Origin of the sequence: Streptomyces sp. NPDC089915, assembly GCF_040684675.1 — a bacterium.
In the GTDB taxonomy this organism is placed as follows: domain Bacteria; phylum Actinomycetota; class Actinomycetes; order Streptomycetales; family Streptomycetaceae; genus Streptomyces.
Map to the genome: position 1 here is coordinate 33,404 of NZ_JBFBGN010000043.1, position 18,191 is coordinate 51,594.

At 72.9% G+C, this 18,191-nt stretch carries 14 protein-coding genes; 9 read left to right on the plus strand and 5 right to left on the minus strand.

Going from position 1 to position 18,191, the window contains the following annotated elements:
* Positions 1-61: 61 nt before the first annotated feature.
* Positions 62-3,325 carry a S41 family peptidase gene (locus tag AB0O29_RS15930; RefSeq protein WP_365151944.1) on the minus strand — a complete coding sequence of 1,088 codons (3,264 nt, stop codon included), beginning with the start codon at positions 3,323-3,325 and terminating at the stop codon, positions 62-64.
* 160 nt (positions 3,326-3,485) lie between these two features.
* On the opposite strand from AB0O29_RS15930, the gene AB0O29_RS15935 reads away from it, so the two are divergent.
* Positions 3,486-4,094 carry a TetR/AcrR family transcriptional regulator gene (locus tag AB0O29_RS15935; RefSeq protein WP_365151946.1) on the plus strand — a complete coding sequence of 203 codons (609 nt, stop codon included), beginning with the start codon at positions 3,486-3,488 and terminating at the stop codon, positions 4,092-4,094.
* 159 nt (positions 4,095-4,253) lie between these two features.
* Positions 4,254-6,464, plus strand: a complete 2,211-nt coding sequence (locus AB0O29_RS15940) for an MMPL family transporter (protein WP_365151948.1) — start codon at positions 4,254-4,256, stop codon at positions 6,462-6,464.
* 98 nt (positions 6,465-6,562) lie between these two features.
* Here the strand turns inward: AB0O29_RS15940 and AB0O29_RS15945 are convergent, their stop codons facing one another.
* Complete coding sequence (locus tag AB0O29_RS15945) at positions 6,563-6,997, minus strand: SsgA family sporulation/cell division regulator (RefSeq protein ID WP_365151950.1); 435 nt, start codon at positions 6,995-6,997, stop codon at positions 6,563-6,565.
* 176 nt (positions 6,998-7,173) lie between these two features.
* Here AB0O29_RS15945 and AB0O29_RS15950 point away from each other — a divergent pair, with 176 nt between their 5' ends.
* From AB0O29_RS15950 to AB0O29_RS15965, 4 genes are all read left to right on the plus strand, one after another.
* Positions 7,174-8,229 (plus strand): energy-coupling factor ABC transporter permease, encoded by a 1,056-nt coding sequence (locus tag AB0O29_RS15950; RefSeq protein ID WP_365151952.1) that lies wholly within the window; start codon positions 7,174-7,176, stop codon positions 8,227-8,229.
* A 1-nt stretch (position 8,230) separates the two neighbouring features.
* Positions 8,231-8,992 (plus strand): cobalt ECF transporter T component CbiQ, encoded by a 762-nt coding sequence (gene cbiQ / locus AB0O29_RS15955; RefSeq protein ID WP_365151954.1) that lies wholly within the window; start codon positions 8,231-8,233, stop codon positions 8,990-8,992.
* Entirely contained in the window at positions 8,980-9,786 is an 807-nt protein-coding gene (locus tag AB0O29_RS15960) for an ABC transporter ATP-binding protein (RefSeq protein ID WP_365151956.1), read from the plus strand. Before cbiQ ends, AB0O29_RS15960 begins: the two co-directional genes overlap by 13 nt.
* Positions 9,787-9,913: 127 nt before the next feature.
* Positions 9,914-11,071, plus strand: a complete 1,158-nt coding sequence (locus AB0O29_RS15965; RefSeq protein ID WP_365151971.1) for a serine hydrolase domain-containing protein — start codon at positions 9,914-9,916, stop codon at positions 11,069-11,071.
* Between the two features lie 81 nt (positions 11,072-11,152).
* On the opposite strand, the gene AB0O29_RS15970 is transcribed toward AB0O29_RS15965, so the two are convergent.
* The 3 genes from AB0O29_RS15970 to AB0O29_RS15980 all read right to left on the minus strand — a co-directional run bounded on the left by AB0O29_RS15970 (position 11,153) and on the right by AB0O29_RS15980 (position 15,163).
* Positions 11,153-11,632 carry a YbaK/EbsC family protein gene (locus AB0O29_RS15970; protein WP_365151958.1) on the minus strand — a complete coding sequence of 160 codons (480 nt, stop codon included), beginning with the start codon at positions 11,630-11,632 and terminating at the stop codon, positions 11,153-11,155.
* 107 nt (positions 11,633-11,739) lie between these two features.
* A complete protein-coding gene (locus AB0O29_RS15975) occupies positions 11,740-13,392 on the minus strand; it encodes a penicillin-binding transpeptidase domain-containing protein (protein ID WP_365151960.1) in 1,653 nt (550 codons plus the stop codon).
* Between the two features lie 91 nt (positions 13,393-13,483).
* On the minus strand, positions 13,484-15,163 hold the full coding sequence (locus tag AB0O29_RS15980; protein WP_365151973.1) for a phospholipid carrier-dependent glycosyltransferase: 1,680 nt from the start codon (positions 15,161-15,163) through the stop codon (positions 13,484-13,486).
* A 155-nt stretch (positions 15,164-15,318) separates the two neighbouring features.
* On the opposite strand from AB0O29_RS15980, the gene rsmI reads away from it, so the two are divergent.
* The 3 genes from rsmI to AB0O29_RS15995 all read left to right on the plus strand — a co-directional run bounded on the left by rsmI (position 15,319) and on the right by AB0O29_RS15995 (position 17,771).
* Positions 15,319-16,215, plus strand: coding sequence for a 16S rRNA (cytidine(1402)-2'-O)-methyltransferase (gene rsmI / locus AB0O29_RS15985; protein WP_365151962.1), 897 nt, complete (start codon positions 15,319-15,321; stop codon positions 16,213-16,215).
* A 269-nt stretch (positions 16,216-16,484) separates the two neighbouring features.
* Positions 16,485-16,868: a hypothetical protein gene (locus AB0O29_RS15990; RefSeq protein WP_365151975.1), complete on the plus strand. Its 384-nt coding sequence runs from the start codon at positions 16,485-16,487 to the stop codon at positions 16,866-16,868.
* 9 nt (positions 16,869-16,877) lie between these two features.
* Entirely contained in the window at positions 16,878-17,771 is an 894-nt protein-coding gene (locus tag AB0O29_RS15995) for a TatD family hydrolase (protein ID WP_365151964.1), read from the plus strand.
* Positions 17,772-18,191 lie beyond the last annotated feature (420 nt).

Consider the following 18,191-nt stretch of genomic DNA (forward strand, 5'->3'; position numbering starts at 1 on the left):
CGCGACCCGCACCTCCGGCGGGTCGCGCCCCTGCGCTCGTGCCCCCTGCGCCGGCGCCGGGCTACGGCCGCGGCGGCAGCTTCGGGCGGCGGCCGTCCGGGACGTCCGTGTAGCCGGGCGGGATCGCGGCCGGGTCCTGTTCCAGGAGTTCCAGCGCCAGGTACACCGCGTCGTCCAGCTGGGCGTGCCGGCCCTCCGCCCAGTCGAGCGGGGTGCGCATGATCTCCAGGTCCGGTTCCACCCCGTGGTTCTCGACCGACCAGCCGTACTCCGGGAACCAGGCCGCGTTCATCGGCACCGTGATGACCGTGCCGTCGCCGAGGGTGTGCCGGCCGGTCATGCCGACCACTCCGCCCCAGGTGCGCTGGCCCACCACGGGGCCCAGGCCGAGCAGCTTGAACGCGGCGGTGATCATGTCCCCGTCGGAGGAGGTCGCCTCGTCGGCCAGGGCCACGATCGGCCCGCGCGGCGCGTTGGAGGCGTAGCTGACCGGCTGGGCGTCGCGCGTCAGGTCCCAGCCCAGAATCGATCGGGTGAGTTTCTCGACGACGAGTTCACTGATGTGGCCGCCTGCGTTGCCCCGTACGTCCACGATCAGGGCGGGCCGGGACATCTCCATCCGCAGGTCGCGGTTGAACTGCGCCCAGCCCGAGCCGCCCATGTCGGGGATGTGCAGGTAGCCGCAGCGGCCGCCGCTGACCTCGCGGACCACGGCGCGGCGCTTGGACACCCAGTCCTGGTAGCGCAGCGGCCGTTCGTCGACCAGCGGTACGACCGCGACGCGCCGGGAGCGGCCCTCGCCCTCGGCCGGGGTGAACGTCAGCTCCACGGTGGTGCCCCCGGCCGCCGCGAGCAGCGGGTAGGGGCCGGCGACCGGGTCCACGGCCCGGCCGTCGACGTGGGTGAGCACCGCGCCGTCGCGGATGCCGGTGCCGGCGAGCGGGGAGCGGGCCTTGGAGTCGGAGGACTCGCCGGGCAGGATCCGTGCGACCACCCACCCCTCCTCCCGGCGCAGCAGGTTGACGCCGAGCAGGCCGATCGCCCGCTGGTAGTGGGGCGGGCCCTCGTTGCGGCGGGCGGGGGAGACGTACGCGTGCGAGGTGCCGAGTTCGCCCAGGACCTCGCGCAGCAGGTCCGCGAACTCGTCGGGGGAGGCGACCCGTTCGACCAGGGGGCGGTACTGGGTGAGCACCGCGTCCCAGTCGATGCCGCACATGTTCGGTTCCCAGAAGTACGCGCGGATGAGCCGGCCGGCCTCCTCGTACGCCTGCCGCCACTCGGCGGCCGGGTCCACCTCGTGCAGGATGCGGCGCAGGTCGAGGTAGACGGTGGAGTCGCCGTCACCCGATTCGGTGGCCGGCACGGCGCGGAGGTCACCGTCGTCGTTGACGACGAGCCGGGTGCCGTCGCCGCTGACCTCGAACCAGTCCAGTCCGGAGGCCAGTTCGGCCTTGCGGGCCTTGGTCATGTCGAAGTGTTCCAGCGTGGGCTTGCCGCTGGTGTCGGCCGGGTTGGCGAAGGTCTCGCCGAGCGCGCCGGAGATGGGCCAGCGCAGCCACACCAGTCCGCCGCCGTTGACGGGGTGCAGGGCCGAGTACTTCGAGGCGGTCACGGGGAAGGGCGTGACCCGGCTCTCCAGCCCCTCGACCTCCACGGTCACCGTCCCGTCGGCCTCCCCGGGCTCCCCCTCGACGGGGTCGAGCCCGCCCGCCGCCGGGCGGCCGTCGGGGGAGAAGGCGAAGGGGGAGGGGGTGGCGGAGGACAGGGGCACCAGGTAGGGGCGGCAGCCCAGCGGGAAGGAGAGGTCGCCGGTGTGGACGTCGTACACCGGGTCGAACCCGCGCCAGGACAGAAAGGCGAGGTAGCGGCCGTCCCGGGTGAAAACCGGGTTCTCGTCCACGAACCTGCCGTTGGTGACGTCGACGACGACGCGCGCGCCCGGCCCGGAGATCTTCGCCATCTTGATCTGCCGCAGCGAGCGGCCGATGCCCGGGTGCGACCAGGTCAGCCAGCAGCCGTCGGGGGAGAAGGCGAGGTCGGTGACCGGCCCGTTGATGGAGCGGATCAGCTCGGTGACCTCGCCGTTGGACTCCTCCGTCGCGTCGAGGAGCAGCAGCCGTCCGTCGTTGGAGGCGATGGCGAGCCGTTCGCCGGCCGGGTCCGACAGCAGTTCCGTGACGTGGCCCAGCTCGCCCGAGGCGAGCCGGCGCGGCTCGCGCTCCCCGGAGGCGCGGGGCAGGTAGGCGATCTCGACGGCGTCCTCGCCCTCGGCGTCGGTGACGTAGGCGACCTGGCCGCCGCCGCCGAGCATCTCGGGGAGGCGAACCCGTACGCCGGGGGTGTCGGCGATGGTGCGGGCCGGGCCGTCGCGGTGGGTGAGCCAGTACAGGCTGCCGCGGACGACGACGGCGCTGGCCCGGCCGGTGGTGTCGACGGACAGCGAGTCGACGTTGCTGGCCGCGGGCACCTGGTACGTACGCCGTCCCGCGCGCGGCCCGCCGAGCCGGACGTCGAGCCGGCGCGGGGAGGCGTCCTCGGCGAGGGAGTCGACGAGCCAGAGGTCGCCGGCGCACTGGTAGACCACGCGCGAGCCGTCGCTGGAGGCGTGGCGGGCGTAGAACTCCTCGTGGTCGGTGTGGCGGCGCAGGCCGGTGCCGTCGGGCAGGCAGGAGTAGAGGTTGCCGACGCCCTCGTGGTCGGAGAGGAAGGCGATGCGGCCGCCGACGAACATGGGGGCCTCCAGGTGGCCCTCGATGTCCTCCAGCAGGCGTTTGCCGTGCAGCCAGAGCCGTCCGGTGGCGCCGCCGCGGTAGCGCTTCCAGGCGGCGGGCTCGTGCGGGGGTTTGCCGGTCAGCAGCAGGCTGTGGTGTTCGCCGTCGACGTCGGCGACCTGGATGTCGGAGACCGGGCCCCAGGGCAGGCGGCCGCCGGGGCTGCCGTCGGTGGGCAGTTTGTAGGCCCAGGAGTAGTAGGAGAACGGCTGTCCGTGGGAGGAGACGGCGAGGACGTTGCCGTCGGGGTCCCAGCCGCAGACGCGGGTGTCGGTGGAGCCCCAGTAGCTGAGCCGGCGCGCGGGGCCGCCGTCCACGGGGGCGAGGTGGATCTCGGGGTCGAGGCTGCGCCAGGTGGTGAAGGCGATGTGCCGTCCGTCGGGGGAGAAGCGCGGGTGGCCGACCCGGGTGCGGTCGACGGTGAGCCGCCAGGCCCGGCCGGGGCTGTGGCCCGCCGGGACGAGGGGGGCGACCCACAGATCGTCCTCGGTGGCGAAGCAGAGGAGTTCGTCGTGCAGGTGCGGGAAGCGGAGGTACGCGACGTCGTGACTCACCCCCCAATGCTTTCCGCGCCAGGGGGGCCCGGCAACTCGTACAGGTGACCGGTGTGTGACCGACGCCACCGCCGAAGCGAAACGGAACGGTTTCGTTTCGTTAAGGGCGCGGGTAGGCTCTCAGGTGTACGAAACCGTTTCGTTCGGATGGGTGGTCGTGATGAAGGGAAGCTGCCGGGTCTCCGACGCGATGTCGGCGCGGCGCAGCCGGATCACCCCCGAGCGGGAGGCCGAACTCCACGGGGCGGTCCTCGACCTCCTCCGCGAGGTCGGATACGAGGCGCTGACCATGGACGCGGTCGCCGCCCGTACGAAATCCAGCAAGGCCACCCTCTACCGCCAGTGGGGGAGCAAGCCGGAGCTGGTCGCGAAGGCCCTCCGGTGCGCCCAGCCGGTCTCCCTGGGGGAGATCGACACGGGCACCCTGCGCGGGGACTTCGCACGGATGGTCGCGCACTCCGACGACGCGCAGATGGCCAAGGACACCGCCCTGATGCGGGGTCTGGCCCATGCCGTCCACGAGAGCCCGGAGCTGCACCGGGCGCTGCGCGACCTGCTCGTCGACCCGGAGATCAACGGTCTCCAGGCCATGCTCCGGCGCGCGGTGGAGCGGGGCGAGGTCCGTCCGGACTGTCCGGCGCTGGACTTCGTGCCGCACATGCTCATCGGGGCGTTCATCGCGCTCCCGCTGATCGAGGACCGGTCCGTCGACCGGGCGTTCCTCACCCAGTTCATCGACGCCGTGGTCTTCCCCGCCCTCGGCGTCTGAGTCCCCGCACCTCCCCGCACCCCAGCAAGACCGCCTGCTGCTCCTGACACGCCGCTCTCGTCGTCGGGCCGGCTCTACACGCCCTGATCCGCCCGCGCGCACCCCCGGTCCGCGCGGGCGCAGGATCCATCCCACGACCTGAAACGGGAGAACCACGACGTGGCCACCTTCCTCTACCGGCTCGGGCGCGGCGCCTTCAGGCGCCGCGGCCTCGTCGCCCTCATATGGGTGGCGCTGCTGTTCGCCGCGGGCTTCGGCGCCGCGACGGCCGCCGCGCCGACCTCCGGTTCGTTCTCGATCCCCGGCACCGAGGCCCAGAAGGCCTTCGACCTGCTGGACAAGAAGTTCCCGGGCATGTCCGCCGACGGCGCGACCGCCCGGATCGTCGTCAAGGCCCCAGCCGGCGCCAAGGTCACCGACCAGGGCCCCAAGTCCGAGGTCCAGAAGCTCATCTCCGGCCTGAAGCAGGGCGAGGGCGCCGCGCAGGTCGCCACCGTCGACGACCCTTACCAGATGCAGGCGGTGAGCCAGGACGGCTCCACCACCTACATCACGGTGAAGTACAAGGTCAGCGGTATGGAGCTGAAGGACGTCACGCGTGACGCCCTCAAGGACTCCGGGCACGACGCGCAGAAGGCCGGCCTCCAGGTGGAGATCGGCGGCGACGCGCTGATGGAGGCCCCCGAGACGGGCTCCGGCGAGGCCATCGGCATCCTGATCGCCGGCATCGTGCTGGTCATCACCTTCGGCTCGCTGGTCGCGGCCGGGCTGCCGCTGCTGACCGCGCTGATCGGCGTCGGGATCGGCGTCTCCTCGATCACCGCGCTCGCCAACGTGCTGGACCTCGGCTCCACCACCTCCACCCTCGCGATGATGATCGGCCTCGCGGTCGGCATCGACTACGCGCTGTTCATCGTCTCCCGCTACCGCGTGGAGCTCGCCGAGGGCCGCGAGCGCGACGAAGCCGCCGGCCGCGCCGCCGGAACCGCCGGGTCCGCGGTCGTCTTCGCCGGTCTGACCGTGGTCATCGCCCTGGTGGGCCTGGCCGTCGTCAACATCCCGATGCTGACGAAGATGGGTGTCGCGGCCGCCGGAACGGTGGTCATCGCGGTGCTCGTCGCCCTGACGCTGGTCCCGGCGATCCTCGGCTTCGCGGGCAAGAAGGTGCTGCCCGCCGGCAAGAAGAGCCGGCTCTTCGGCAAGGGCCGTCCCGACGGTGCCGAGGCCAAGCCCAACGGCGGTACCCGCTGGGCCCGCTTCGTACTGCGCCGCCCGGTGACGGTGCTGCTGGCCGGTGTGGTCGGCCTCGGCGCCATCGCGGTGCCGGCGAGCAAGCTGGAGATGGGCCTGCCGGACGACGGCTCCAAGCCGGTCTCCACCAGCCAGCGCAAGGCGTACGACATGCTGTCCGAGGGCTTCGGCCCCGGCTTCAACGGTCCGCTGATGGTGGTCGTGGACGGCGACAAGGCGCTCGCCGACAAGACCGTCGACCGGATCAAGGGGCTGGAGGGCGTGGTCGCGGTGACCCCGCCGCACCAGAACGAGGCCAAGGACGCCGCTGTCATCAGCGTGATCCCGAAGGAGCGCCCGTCCTCGACCGAGACCGAGGACCTGGTCCACAAGATCCGCGCGGGTAACGGCGGCGACGTGTTCGTCACCGGCGCGACCGCGATGAACATCGACTTCTCGCAGAAGATGAACGACGCGCTGCTGCCCTACCTGGCGCTCGTGGTCGGACTGGCGTTCCTGCTGCTGATGCTGGTGTTCCGCTCGATCCTGGTGCCGCTGAAGGCGGCCCTCGGCTTCCTGCTGTCGGTCGTCGCGGCCCTCGGCGCGGTCGTCGCGGTGTTCCAGTGGGGCTGGCTCGGCTCCGTGTTCGGGGTGGAGCAGACCGGTCCGATCATGTCGATGATGCCGATCTTCATGGTGGGCGTCGTCTTCGGCCTGGCGATGGACTACGAGGTCTTCCTCGTCACCCGGATGAGGGAGGCGTACGTCCACGGCGAGCGCCCGGGCCAGGCCGTGGTGACCGGCTTCCAGTTCAGCGCGCGTGTGGTCGTGGCCGCCGCGGTCATCATGATCGCCGTGTTCTCGGGCTTCCTGGGCGCGAGCGACGCGATGGTCAAGATGATCGGTTTCGGCCTGGCCGTCGCCGTCCTCTTCGACGCCTTCGTGGTGCGCATGGCGATCGTGCCGGCGGTGCTCGCGCTGCTCGGCCACAAGGCCTGGTGGCTGCCGGGCTGGCTGGACCGGATCCTGCCCAACGTGGACGTGGAGGGCGAGAGCCTGCGCAAGCACCTCGGCGAGTCCGAGGGGAAGGCCGGGTCCCCGGAGGACCCGGACAAGCAGCGCGAGCTGGTCAACGCCTGACCTGGCGCCCGCGTGCGGCTAATGCCTGACTGAGCCCGCGAAGCATGTGAACATCGGCCCCGCATCTGGAACCCCAGGTGCGGGGCCGCTCGCGTGCGCTACGCCGTACGGGTGGCCGTGGGCCGCGCGACCGAGCCCGGTCTCGCGCCGCCGGCGGCGGGGGCGGCGTACGTGCGGCGCAGGAAGCGGCGCAGGACCGCGCTGTCGAACTGGATGACGGCGACGCCCTCGGGGGAGTGGAACTCGACGACCGCCTGGACCCGGCCGCAGGGCCAGACCCGTACGTCCCCGGTCCCGGTCGGCGCGAGCAGCCCGGCCTCCAGGAGGGCGCGGGGGAAGACCCACTCGTTGTCGGTGCCCTCGGGGGACAGCTCGGCGGGGAAGACGATGCGTACGGCCAGGGGCTCGGCGGGGGTGAACCGCAGGGCGACCGGGACCGCCCGGTAGAGGGGGTCGTCGGTGATCACGCGGGCGCTGACCCGCTCGTCGACGGCCGCGGCGGTGGCTGGTGGATTCTCGGCGGTGGCTGACATCGACCGGACTCCTCGAATCGGAACATTCACGTCCGTTTGCCCGTCCAGCCTCGCACATTCCCACGAAACCGCACGTATGTATTTGTGAGCCGCCAGCTCTTGCCAACCGTTTGCAAGTAAGCACTACTCTTGAACGGTTAAACACTCATGTGAGGAAGAGGAAGCGGAGCCGCTCCATGCACGTGCCCGACGGATTCATCGACGCACCCGTCTCGGTGGCCGCAGGAGTGGCGGCCACCGCCGCTGTCGCGGTCAGCCTGCGCGGCGCCCGCCGCGAGCTCGACGAACGCACCGCGCCCCTGGCCGGCCTCGTCGCCGCCTTCATCTTCGCCGTGCAGATGCTGAACTTCCCCGTCGCCGCCGGCACCAGCGGCCACCTCCTCGGCGGCGCGCTCGCCGCGATACTCGTCGGCCCCTACACCGGCGTGCTCTGCGTCGCCGTCGTCCTGCTGATGCAGGGCATCCTCTTCGCCGACGGCGGCCTGACCGCGCTCGGCGTCAACATCCTGAACATGGCCGTGGTGACCGTCCTCGTCTCCTACGCCGTCTTCCGCGTCCTGCTGCGGCTCCTGCCCGCCGGCCGGCGCTCGGTCACCGTCGCCGCCTTCACCGGAGCCCTGCTCTCGGTGCCCGCCGCGGCCGTGATGTTCACCCTCCTCTACGCCCTCGGCGGCACCACCGACGTCCCGATCGGCAAGGTGTTCACCGCCATGGTCGGCGTCCACGTGCTCATCGGCATCGGGGAGGCCCTGATCACCGCCGCGACCGTCGGCGCCGTGATCGCCGTACGGCCCGACCTGGTGCACGGCGCGCGCGGCCTGACCGCCCCGCTGAAGCTGCGCGTCGGCGGCGAGCTGGTCGACGCCCCCGCCGCGGCCCCCGCGCCGGTCGCCGCCCGCTCCACCCGCAAGCTCTGGCTGACCGGCCTGGTCACCGCCCTCGTGCTCGCCGGATTCGTCTCCTTCTACGCCTCCAGCAGCCCCGACGGACTGGAGAAGGTCGCCGCCGACCAGGGCATCGACGCCAAGACCCGCCCGCACACCAGCGCCGACTCCCCGCTCGCCGACTACAGCGTCAAGGACGTCGGCGACGCCCGCCTGTCCGGCGGCATGGCCGGAGTCATCGGCGTCGGCGCGACCGTCGCCGTCGGCAGCGGGATCTTCTGGGCCGTGCGCCGCCGCCGCGCCCAGGACCTGACCGCCTCCTCCACGGCCGCCCCGTCGGCGAGCTGACATGGGGGCGGGTCACGCGCACAAGCTCTACCGGCGGGGGCACTCGCCCGTGCACGAGCTGCCGCCGCACTGCAAGATCGCCGCGACCGCCGGCTTCGTGGTCGTCGTCGTGTCGACACCGCGCGAGGCGATGTGGGCCTTCGGGGTGTACGCCGTGCTGGTCGCCGCCGTCGCCGTCGCGGCCCGCATCCCCGCCGGGTTCCTGCTGCGGAGGTTGCTGATCGAGGTGCCGTTCGTGCTGTTCGCCGTGCTCATGCCCTTCGTGTCGCAGGGCGAGCGGGTGGACTTCCTCGGCATGTCGCTGAGCGTCTCCGGGCTGTGGGGCGCCTGGAACGTGCTGGCCAAGGGCACCCTCGGGGTGGCCGCCTCGGTGCTCCTGGCCTCCACCACCGAACTGCGCGCGCTGCTGCTGGGCCTCCAGCGGCTGAAGCTCCCGCCGCTGCTCGTGCAGATCGCCTCGTTCATGATCCGGTACGGCGACGTCATCAGCGACGAACTGCGCCGGATGTCCATCGCCCGCCGCTCGCGCGGCTTCGAGGCGCGCGGGATCCAGCACTGGGGGGTGCTCGCCAAGACCGCCGGCGCCCTGTTCATCCGCTCCTACGAGCGCGGCGAGCGGGTCTACCTCGCGATGGTCAGCCGCGGCTACGCCGGTTCCATGCCGGTGATCGACGAAGTGACGGCCACCCGCGCCCAGTGGGCGTACTCGGCCGTGCTCCCGGTGACGGCGCTCGCCGTCTGTCTGATGGGATGGACGCTGTGACCGCTTCCCCCGCTCCTAATGCATCCGCCGCCTCTGGTGACGTTAGCCCCGCGCCCTCGCTGGAGGTCTCCGGGGTCGCCTACGCCTACCCGGACGGGCACCAGGCCCTCTTCGGGGTCGACCTCACCGTCGGCCGCGGCGAGCGCGTCGCCCTCCTCGGACCCAACGGCGCCGGGAAGACCACCCTGGTCCTGCACCTCAACGGCATCCTGGGCGGCGGCGTCGGCTCCGTCACCGTGGCCGGGCTGCCCGTGGAGAAGCGCAACCTCGCCGAGATCCGGCGGCGCGTCGGCATCGTCTTCCAGGACCCCGACGACCAGCTGTTCATGCCGACCGTCCGCGAGGACGTGGCCTTCGGCCCGGCCGCCGCCGGCCTGCGCGGCGCCGAGCTGGAGACCCGCGTCAGTGAGGCACTCGAACTGGTCGGCATGGCCGGCTTCGCCGACCGGCCCCCGCACCACCTGTCCTTCGGGCAGCGGCGCCGGGTGGCCGTGGCGACCGTGCTCGCGATGCGGCCGGAGATCCTCGTCCTCGACGAGCCCTCCTCCAACCTCGACCCCGCCTCGCGCCGCGAGCTGGCCGACATCCTGCGCGCGCTGGACGTCACCGTGCTGATGGTGACGCACGACCTGCCCTACGCCCTGGAGCTCTGCCCGCGCTCGGTCATCCTCAGCGAGGGGGTCATCGCCGCCGACGGACGCACCCGCGACCTGCTGTGCGACGAGGAGCTGATGGGCGCGCACCGGCTGGAGCTGCCGTTCGGCTTCGACCCGCGTTCGGTGGCTGCGGCGTAAGCCCGCCCGGAGGGGCTCCGGAGGGGCCTCGGAGGGGTGGACGAGGGGCGGCCGAGGCGGGCCGGAGCGTGCGCCGGGGGTGTCGTCGGCGCGGCATAAGCGCAGGTCTTTGGTTGTTGGTGTGCTCGTGAACATCCAGGGTGTGGTGACCGAGGGCTTCGAGCCCGTCCGTGAGGCCTTCGCGCGCAACTTCGAGGTCCTCGGGGACCGGGGCGCGGCCGTGGCCGTGTACCGCGACGGCCGCAAGGTCGTCGACCTGTGGGGCGGCACGAAGGACGCGGACGGCACCGAGCCCTGGACCGAGGACACGGCGACGATCGTCCGGTCCGCGACCAAGGGCGTGGCAGCGGCCGTCCCGCTGCTGCTGCACCAGCGCGGGCTGCTGGACCTGGACGCGCCCGTGAGCTCGTACTGGCCGGAGTTCAAGGCGGGCGGCAAGGAGCGGACGCTGGTCCGCCACCTGCTCGCCCACCAGGCCGGCGTCCCCGCCCTGGACCGGGGCCTGACGGTGGCCGAGGCCGCGGACGGGGTCTCCGGGGCACGGGCGGTCGCCGCGCAGCAGGCGTTCTGGGAGCCGGGCAGCGCGCACGGCTACCACGCGCAGACCTTCAGCTGGCTGGTGTCCGAGCTGGTGCTGCGGGCCACCGGGCGGACCATCGGCGGGATCCTGGCCGAGGAGATGGCCGAGCCGCTCGGGCTGGACTTCTGGATCGGCCTGCCGGAGGGCGAGGCGCACCGGGTGGGCCGGGTCGCGCCGGTCGAGCCGCCGCCGAGTGCGGGACTGCTGAGGACGCGGCCGAGGAGAAACGTTTCGGAGGCGTACGCCGACCCCGCGTCCCTCACCCGCCGCGCCTTCGCCGCCATCGACCCGCAGCCGGACGAGAACGACCCCGTCTACCAGGCGGCGGAACTCCCCGGCTCGGCCGGCGTCGGCACGGCGCGCGCCCTGGCCCGCTTCTACGCCGCGACCATCGGGGTGGTGGAGGACGGGGCCCGTATCTTCACGCCGGCGACGACCGCGCTGGCCGGCACCGAGTTCGCGGCGGGAGCGGACCGGGTGCTGGTCGTGGGTACCCGCTTCGGGCCCGGCTACATGCTGCACGGTCCGGCGTCCCCGCTGCTGTCCCCGGCCTCCTTCGGCCACCCGGGGCGCGGCGGCTCGCTGGCCTTCGCGGACCCGGAGGCGGGCGTCGGCTTCGGCTATGTCACCAACGCGCACGCCAAGTCGGTGACCGCCGACCCGAGGGCGCAGGCGCTGGTGCGGGCGTTGCGCGGCTGCCTGTAGGGATTTATCGCTTTGGCGCCTTTTCCGGCGACTGTCGGCCGGTCGGCCGGTCGGCCGGTAGGTCGGCCCGGCGGCCGGCCGTCAGGCGCGTTCGCGGACGTCGGTGAGTTCGGCGGCGGCGTGCGTGACGAGTTCGCGCGGGGGCATCGGGAAGACGGTGTGCGGGGTGCCGGCCGCCGCCCAGACCACGTCGTGCGTCAGCAGACCCCGGTCCGCCAGGACGCGGGTGCGGGTGCGGTGCCCGAAGGGCGGGACGCCGCCGATGGCGTAGCCGGTGGTCTCGCGGACGAGCGCCGCGTCGGCGCGGGTGACTTCCGCGGCGTCGAGTTGACGTCGCACCGCCTCGACGTCGACCCGCGAGGCCCCGTCCATGAGGACCAGGACCGGGACGCCGTCCGCCGCGAAGACCAGTGACTTCACGATCTGGCTGAGCTCGCAGCCGATCGCGGCCGCGGCGTCGGCGGCGGTACGGGTGCCTTCGGGGAAGGTGCGGATGGCGAGGTCGAGGCCGAGGTCGGTGAGGGCCCGGGCGAAGAGGGGGTGCGGGGTGCTCGTCGTCATGGCGGGACGCTAGCGCCGTGCCGGGCCGGAGTCGAGGTGTTTTGTCCCCGCCCCGACCCGCCCTGCCCCGCCCTTCCTCCGTTCCGCAGGGCGAAGCCCCGGACCCGTCAGGAGGCGTTGAGGACCGTGGCGACGACGGGGCCCGCCGCGTCCGCGCCGTGGCCGCCGCCCTCGACCATGGCCGCCGCCGCCACGTCGCCGCTGAAGCCGGTGAACCAGCTGTCCGGGGCGGTCGCGCCGTCGACCTCCGCCGAGCCGGTCTTCGCCCCCTTGTCGGAGCCGCCGACCGACGCCATCGCCTGCGCCGCCGTCCCGCTCGTCGCCGTCTGCCGCATCATCCGCACCAGCTGCGCCGACACCCCCGGCGCCAGCGGGCGCGGCGCGGTGGCCAGGGCGCGGCCGTCCAGGGAGGCCTTGACGAGGACCGGCTGGCGGAACACGCCCGTGCGGGCGGTCGCCGTGACGGAGGCCATGTTCAGCGGGTTCATCTGGATCGCGCCCTGGCCGATGTACTCGGCCGCCGCGGCCGAACCCGAGGTCACCGGAACGGTGCCGTCCTGCGAGGGGATGCCCGTCTTCCAGTCCAGCCCGAGCCCGAAGGCCTCCTTGGCCGTCCTCGGCAGCGCGCCGTTGTCCTTCACGTCGTCGATCAGGCTGATGAAGGCGGTGTTGCAGGACCGGGCGAAGCTGGTCGAGAAGGGCTGCCCCTGGAGCGAGAAGCCGCCCTGGTTGCGGAAGACCTTGCCGTCCCACGTGGCGCTCGGCGGGCAGGCGGCCGGCCGGTCGGCGGCGACCAGGCCCTTCTCCAGCAGCATGGCCGCCGTCACGATCTTCATGGTGGAGCCGGGCGCCCGCCGCCCCAGCATCGCCGCGTTGAAGCCGTCCTGCCGGTGGTTGGCCACCGCCAGGATGTCGCCCGTGCTGGGCTGGACGGCGACGACCGAGGCCTCCGCGTACCGGGCGACCGCCTTCTCCGCCGCCGCCTGCACGTCGGCGTCGAGCACCGTCTGGAGCTGCCCCGCCTTGCCCTCGACCAGCGTCGCCAGGGTCCGCCTGGGGGCGTCGGCGGTGGCCGGTTCGATCCACACCTCGACGCCGGGGGTGCCGCCCGCCTTCTCCCCGTACGTCTTGCGCAGCGCGTCCAGCACGGGCCGCAGCGACGGGAAGCGTTCCGGGGTGAGTTCCGTGCCGTTGCGGTCGACGGCCTTGACCGGGGGGCTGGCCGGGGTGCCCGCGCGCAGCCGTTCGTCCTTCTGGAGCTGTGGGTGGATCACCGAGGGCTGCCAGTCGACGAGCGGCTTGCCGCTGCTGGCGCCGCGGACGACGGTCAGCTGCGAGTCGTAGGCGAACGGTGTGGCCGTCCCGTCGTGGGCGATCTCGGCCTCGACCTTGAAGGGCACGGTGGCGCCGTTCGGGGTGCCGGGCGTGATGACGGCCTTGGAGACGAGTGCCTTGGCCTTGAAATCGGCCACCGCGGGCTGTGCGGCCTGCGCGTTGTTGGTCAGGGCGGCGGCCGTGGAGGCGTCGCCGGCCGCCCAGGCGGCCAGGAAGTCCTTGGCGACCTGGGCCGTCTCCCGGTCGGTGACCGGCCCGGTCGTCTTCTGCGCGGTCGCCGAGCCGTTCTTCCCGGCCCCGTTCCCGCCCGGTCCGCCGCCGGCGTCGCCGCCGTCACCCACCAGGGTGACCACCCCGTACGCCGCGCCGCCGGCCATCGCCAGGAACACCCCGCCGACGATGGCACCCTTAGCCGCCCCGTTCACTACGTCCCCTCCCCAGGAGCCACGGTTCTCTGAACATGTTCAAAGAACCTGAGCGGCCTACCTTACGCGTGGGTCAAGGGCCGGTTCCAGATCAAATCCACGTATCCAGCCACATCCGGCCACGCCACGAGTCCATGGGCAGGGTCTGGCCGGTGTAGATCGGCCAGAAATAGATGAAGTTCCAGACGATCAGGAGCACCAGCACGCCCGCCCCGATCGCCCCCAGCGCCCGCCGCCGCTCCGAGGAGCCCGACGGCCCCAGCAGGGCGCCGATCATCATCGCCACCGCCAGGCACAGGTACGGGACGAAGACCACCGCGTAGAAGTAGAAGATGGTCCGCTCCTGGTAGTTGAACCAGGGCAGCAGGCCCGCTCCCAGCGCGCACGCGATCGCCCCGGCCCGCCAGTCGCGCCGGAAGAACCACCGCCACAGCACGTACAGCAGCGCGAAACAGCCAGCCCACCACAGCAGCGGGGTGCCCAGCGCCAGCACCTCGCGGGCGCACTTGCCCGCCTCGGTCGCCGGGCAGCCGTCGGTACCGGGCGCGGGGGACTCGTAGAAGTAGGAGACGGGCCGTCCCAGGACCAGCCAGCTCCACGGGTTGGACTGGTAGGTGTGGCCGGAGGTCAGGCCCACGTGGAACTTGTAGACCTCCGTCTCGTAGTGCCACAGGCTGCGCAGCCACTCCGGGAGGAAGGAGAAGGCGCTGCTCTGGTCGTTCTTGGCGGCCCAGTCGCGGAAGTAGCCGCCCTTGCCGTCGTCCGGGCTCAGGATCCAGCCGAGCCAGGTGGTCAGGTACACGGCGATCGCCACCGGCACCGTCGACAGGAAGCCGGGCAGCGCGTCGCGGCGCAGCATCGCCGCGTACGGGGCGCCGGCGCCTGCGGTGCGGCGCGCGGCCGCGTCCCACAGCACGGTGAGCACCCCGAAGAAGGCCAGGACGACCAGGCCGTTCCACTTGGTGCCGAACGCCAGGCCCAGGCAGACGCCGGCCAGCAGCCGGTACGGGCGCCAGCCCAGGCGCAGGGTCTCCGCGATCTCCGCGTCCGGGCGGGCGCGGCCCTCCTCGTCGACGGGGAGCGCCGCGGCGAGCCGGGCGCGCGCCTTGTCGCGGTCGACGAGCAGCGCCCCGAAGGCGGCCAGGACGAAGAACATCAGCACGAGGTCGAGCAGGGCGGTGCGGCTCATCACCAGGTGCAGGCCGTCGACCGCCATCAGCCCGCCCGCGAGGCAGCCGAGGAAGGTGGAGCGGAAGAGGCGCCGGCCGATGCGGCAGAGCATCAGCACGGACAGGGTGCCGAGCAGCGCGGTCATGAACCGCCAGCCGAACGGGTCGAACCCGAACATCCACTCGCCGAGCCCGATCACCCATTTGCCGACCGGCGGGTGCACCACGTAGCCGGGGTCGGCCGGCAGCGGGACGAGGTCGGGATTCGCGAGGATCGACTTGTCGACATCCTTGGGCCAACTGGCTTCGTAGCCCTGCCGGATGGTGGCCCAGGCGTCCTTGGCGTAGTACGTCTCGTCGAATATCACCGCCTTCGGGCTGCCCAGATGGGTGAAGCGCAGCACCCCCGCCACGGCCGCCACCAGCAGCGGCCCCACCCACGCCATGGCCCGCCGCCAGCCGCGCCGGCTCGCCTCCGGGATCCCGAGCGCCGCCCAGAGCTGGGCGGACGGCCGGGCGTACGGGGGCACGAGGCGGGTGCGGACATCGGCCGCCGGCGCGGCCGGCAGGTAGCCGAACCCCCGCAGGCGGCGCAGCCACACGGGCGGCTCGTGCTCGGGGCCGCGTCCGCCCGGCGGGACGGGCGGGGCCCCCGCGGGGCTGGGCGGCGGCGTCGCGGTACTGGTCACCGGGTCATCGTAGGGAACGCCCCTGTGCGAGCCCCAGTCCCCACGAGCCCCAATGAGAGGATGAGGCGGTGACAGCAGACCAGCCCCGCGCCGACCGATCCCCCTCCTCCGACGGCGTACTCGTCCTCGCCGGGACCCCGATCGGCGACCTCGCCGACGCCCCGCCCCGGCTCGCCGCCGAGCTGGAACGGGCCGACGTGATCGCCGCCGAGGACACCCGGCGGCTGCGCCGGCTCACCCAGGGCCTCGGTGTGCACACCACCGGGCGCGTCCTGTCGTACTTCGAGGGCAACGAGTCCGCCCGCACCCCCGAGCTGGTCGAGGCCCTGGAGGCGGGCCGGCGGGTGCTGCTGGTGACCGACGCCGGGATGCCCTCGGTCTCCGACCCCGGCTACCGGCTGGTCGCCGCCGCCGTCGAGAAGGACATCAGGGTCACGGCCGTGCCCGGGCCCTCCGCCGTCCTCACCGCGCTCGCGCTCTCCGGGCTCCCGGTGGACCGCTTCTGCTTCGAGGGGTTCCTGCCGCGCAAGGCGGGCGAGCGCCTCGGCCGGCTCCGCGAGGTGGAGGGCGAGCGGCGCACGCTCGTCTACTTCGAGGCCCCGCACCGGCTCGACGACACCCTGGCGGCCATGGCCGAGGTGTTCGGCGCTGACCGGCGGGCCGCCGTGTGCCGGGAGCTCACCAAGACGTACGAGGAGGTCAAGCGCGGCGGGCTCGGCGCACTGGCCGCCTGGGCCGCCGAGGGCGTGCGCGGCGAGATCACGGTCGTCGTCGAGGGCGCCCCGGCCGCCGGCCCCGGCGACCTGGACGACGAGGAGCTGGTGCGCAGGGTGCGGGTGCGCGAGGAGGCGGGCGAGCGGCGCAAGGAGGCCATCGCGGCGGTCGCGGCCGAGGCCGGGGTACCCAAGCGCGAGGTCTTCGACGCGGTGGTCGCGGCAAAGAATGCGGCACAAAAGATGCCGTAGATCGGTAAAGGGCTAACCTGAAAAGCAAAGCTCAGACCGCGCACCGGCCGCTTTGAGACATGACTGGCCCAAAGACCGTCCAACACTGGACAGGGCCTGATGCGCTCCCGCCCGAAGAGGCGTCCACTGGCAATGGCACCAGTGGAACAAGAGGAGCTGGCATGAGTGAGATCGCAGACACCCCGGTACCCGTCCCCACCGCCGCAGGTCCTGCCGCCGTTTCCACACCCGACGTGCAGACCGTGCACGAGGCCTACTCCTTCGCGTGCATGAAGTGCGGGTACGGCTGGGAGCAGGCCTACGCGATCGAGCACCACACCGACGGCAAGGGCCAGCCGTTCATCATGTACAAGGTGAACGGCGAGCGGGTGCCCTCCCCGCTGTCCAACCCGACCTGCCTGAACTGTGACGGGCACGTCGTACGGATCATGCGGGCCGGCACGGTCTCCCAGGTGAACGCCACCATCGACCGGCTCTACCACCACCGCATCGCCCCCGGGATCGCCGGACCCGTGCCGGCCGGCGAGAACCCCCCGCGCGCGCCGAGGCAGCGCAGGCCCTCGCACGACTCGCCGGGGCCGGTCGCGGTCAACGAGCCCGGGCGGCGTCCCGGCCTGCTCGCCCGCCTGCTGGGGCTGCTGCGCCGGTCATAAGATCGGCCCATGAGCCCTAGCCCTTCCTCCGCCGCCGCCGCCAAGGACGCCCCGCCCCCGCTGCCCGAACCCCTCCGGGTGGCGGTGGCCGATTCGCACACCCACCTCGACATGCAGTCCGGCACCGTCGAGGAGGGGCTCGCGAAGGCGGCGTCGGTGGGCGTGACCACCGTCGTCCAGGTGGGCTGCGACGTGAAGGGCTCGCGCTGGGCCGCCGAGACGGCGGCGGCCCATCCGAACGTGCACGCGGCGGTGGCCCTCCACCCGAACGAGGCCCCCCGCATCGTCCTCGGCGACCCCGACGGCTGGTCGCGCCAGGGCGCCCGGGCCGGCGGCGGGGAGGGCGCGCTGGACGAGGCGCTCGCCGAGATCGAGGCGCTGGCCGCCCTCGCCCACGTCAAGGCGGTCGGCGAGACCGGACTGGACTACTTCCGCACCGGGCCGGAGGGCATGGCCGCGCAGGAGCGTTCCTTCCGGGCCCACATCGAGATCGCCAAGCGGCAGGGCAAGGCCCTCGTCATCCACGACCGCGACGCCCACGCCGACGTGCTGCGCGTGCTGCGCGAGGAGGGCGCGCCCGAGCGGACCGTCTTCCACTGCTACTCCGGGGACGCCGAGATGGCCCGGGAGTGCGCGGCCGCCGGCTACTACATGTCCTTCGCCGGCACCGTCACCTTCAAGAACGCGACGCCGCTGCGCGAGGCCCTGGCGGTGGCCCCGCTCGAGCTCGTGCTGGTCGAGACCGACGCCCCGTACCTCACGCCGGCGCCCTACCGGGGGCGGCCCAACGCCCCGTACCTCATCCCGCTGACGGTGCGGGCGATGGCGGCGGTGCGCGGCATCGACGAGGACGCGATGGCCACGGCCCTCGCGGCGAACACGGCGCGCGCCTTCGACTACTGACCGCCGCCGCGCGGGTGTGTGGATATGGCCACATAACGACGTAACGACGTAACGACATGACGCCATGGCGATGTGCCGACATTTCGGCATGTCGTGGCGACACCTTCGGTACACCCGTTCGTTCGACACGCTGGGTAGTCGAACGGCTTTGGTGCGTGACGGCCGCTCCCGCTAGGGTGCCGTGCCCGAACCAGCCGGGGCCGGACCAGTGGAGCGAGCGACGTGAGCGATACGCAGGGCAGTCACCGCCGTGTCTCCTGGCCGGAGGCCGAACCGGACATGAGCCTGGGCGCGGGCCCGGACGCCGGCCTCGGCGCGGGAACCGACCCGGGCGCGGGCCCGGACACGGGCCGCGGCGCCCCCGGCCCGGACCCCTTTCCGTGCGCAGCACATTCCAGCCCCGCCGGCGTTTGAGGCGCG

Coding starts and splice junctions, on each gene's coding strand:
- AB0O29_RS15970 (WP_365151958.1), bottom strand. CDS start 11,632: ATGACGACGAGCACCCCGCACCCCCTCTTCGCCCGGGCCCTCACCGAC.
- AB0O29_RS15995 (WP_365151964.1), top strand. CDS start 16,878: ATGAGCCCTAGCCCTTCCTCCGCCGCCGCCGCCAAGGACGCCCCGCCC.
- cbiQ (WP_365151954.1), top strand. CDS start 8,231: ATGGGGGCGGGTCACGCGCACAAGCTCTACCGGCGGGGGCACTCGCCC.
- AB0O29_RS15960 (WP_365151956.1), top strand. CDS start 8,980: ATGGACGCTGTGACCGCTTCCCCCGCTCCTAATGCATCCGCCGCCTCT.
- AB0O29_RS15950 (WP_365151952.1), top strand. CDS start 7,174: ATGCACGTGCCCGACGGATTCATCGACGCACCCGTCTCGGTGGCCGCA.
- AB0O29_RS15945 (WP_365151950.1), bottom strand. CDS start 6,997: ATGTCAGCCACCGCCGAGAATCCACCAGCCACCGCCGCGGCCGTCGAC.
- AB0O29_RS15935 (WP_365151946.1), top strand. CDS start 3,486: ATGAAGGGAAGCTGCCGGGTCTCCGACGCGATGTCGGCGCGGCGCAGC.
- AB0O29_RS15990 (WP_365151975.1), top strand. CDS start 16,485: ATGAAGTGCGGGTACGGCTGGGAGCAGGCCTACGCGATCGAGCACCAC.